Origin of the sequence: Vibrio sp. 10N.222.49.C9, from assembly GCF_041474985.1 — a bacterium.
Classification (GTDB): Bacteria; Pseudomonadota; Gammaproteobacteria; order Enterobacterales; family Vibrionaceae; genus Vibrio; species Vibrio crassostreae_C.
This window is the reverse complement of sequence record NZ_JBFRVD010000655.1, coordinates 1-457: the sequence shown is the minus strand read 5'-3', so window position 1 is coordinate 457 and position 457 is coordinate 1. Positions and strand designations below refer to the sequence as shown.

The 457-nt window shown below is 40.9% G+C and carries 1 protein-coding gene; it reads left to right on the top strand.

What is annotated here, in order from left to right:
• Nucleotides 1-457, top strand: a 457-nt coding sequence (locus AB4585_RS24920; protein ID WP_372171434.1) for an efflux RND transporter permease subunit, incomplete at both ends; no start/stop codon positions are given.

The window sequence follows — 457 nt, the reverse complement described above, 5'->3', positions numbered from 1 at the left end:
GACCTCTACTTGTATGCTCAGAAAGTAAAGCAGAAGTTAAAAGCCAATCCCTTGATTGCACAAGTAACTGTCAGTGGGTTCTCTGATCAAGAGATAGAGGTCAGAGTCTCTCAATGGAAGTTAAAGCAGTATGGATTAAGTATTTCAGATCTCTCAAACCTAGTGCAGCAACAAAGCATTAGTACGCCTGCAGGTGTGTTCAGCAATGAACTGGAAGAGATTAGTGTTCGTTTTGACCAACTGGGTAGCACAGTCGAAGATTTTCAGAATGTTATCGTGAAATCCAGTGAATTGGGAACGCAAGTACGATTGGGAGATATTGCTCAGATAGAACAGAAATTTGAATCTGACGAAGATGTCATTCAGTTTCAAGGGCAAAGAGCGGCACTTCTTCAAGTATCTAAAACGTACTTTCAAGATACTCTGAACGTGAAAGAGGCCGTGGTAAAGATTATTG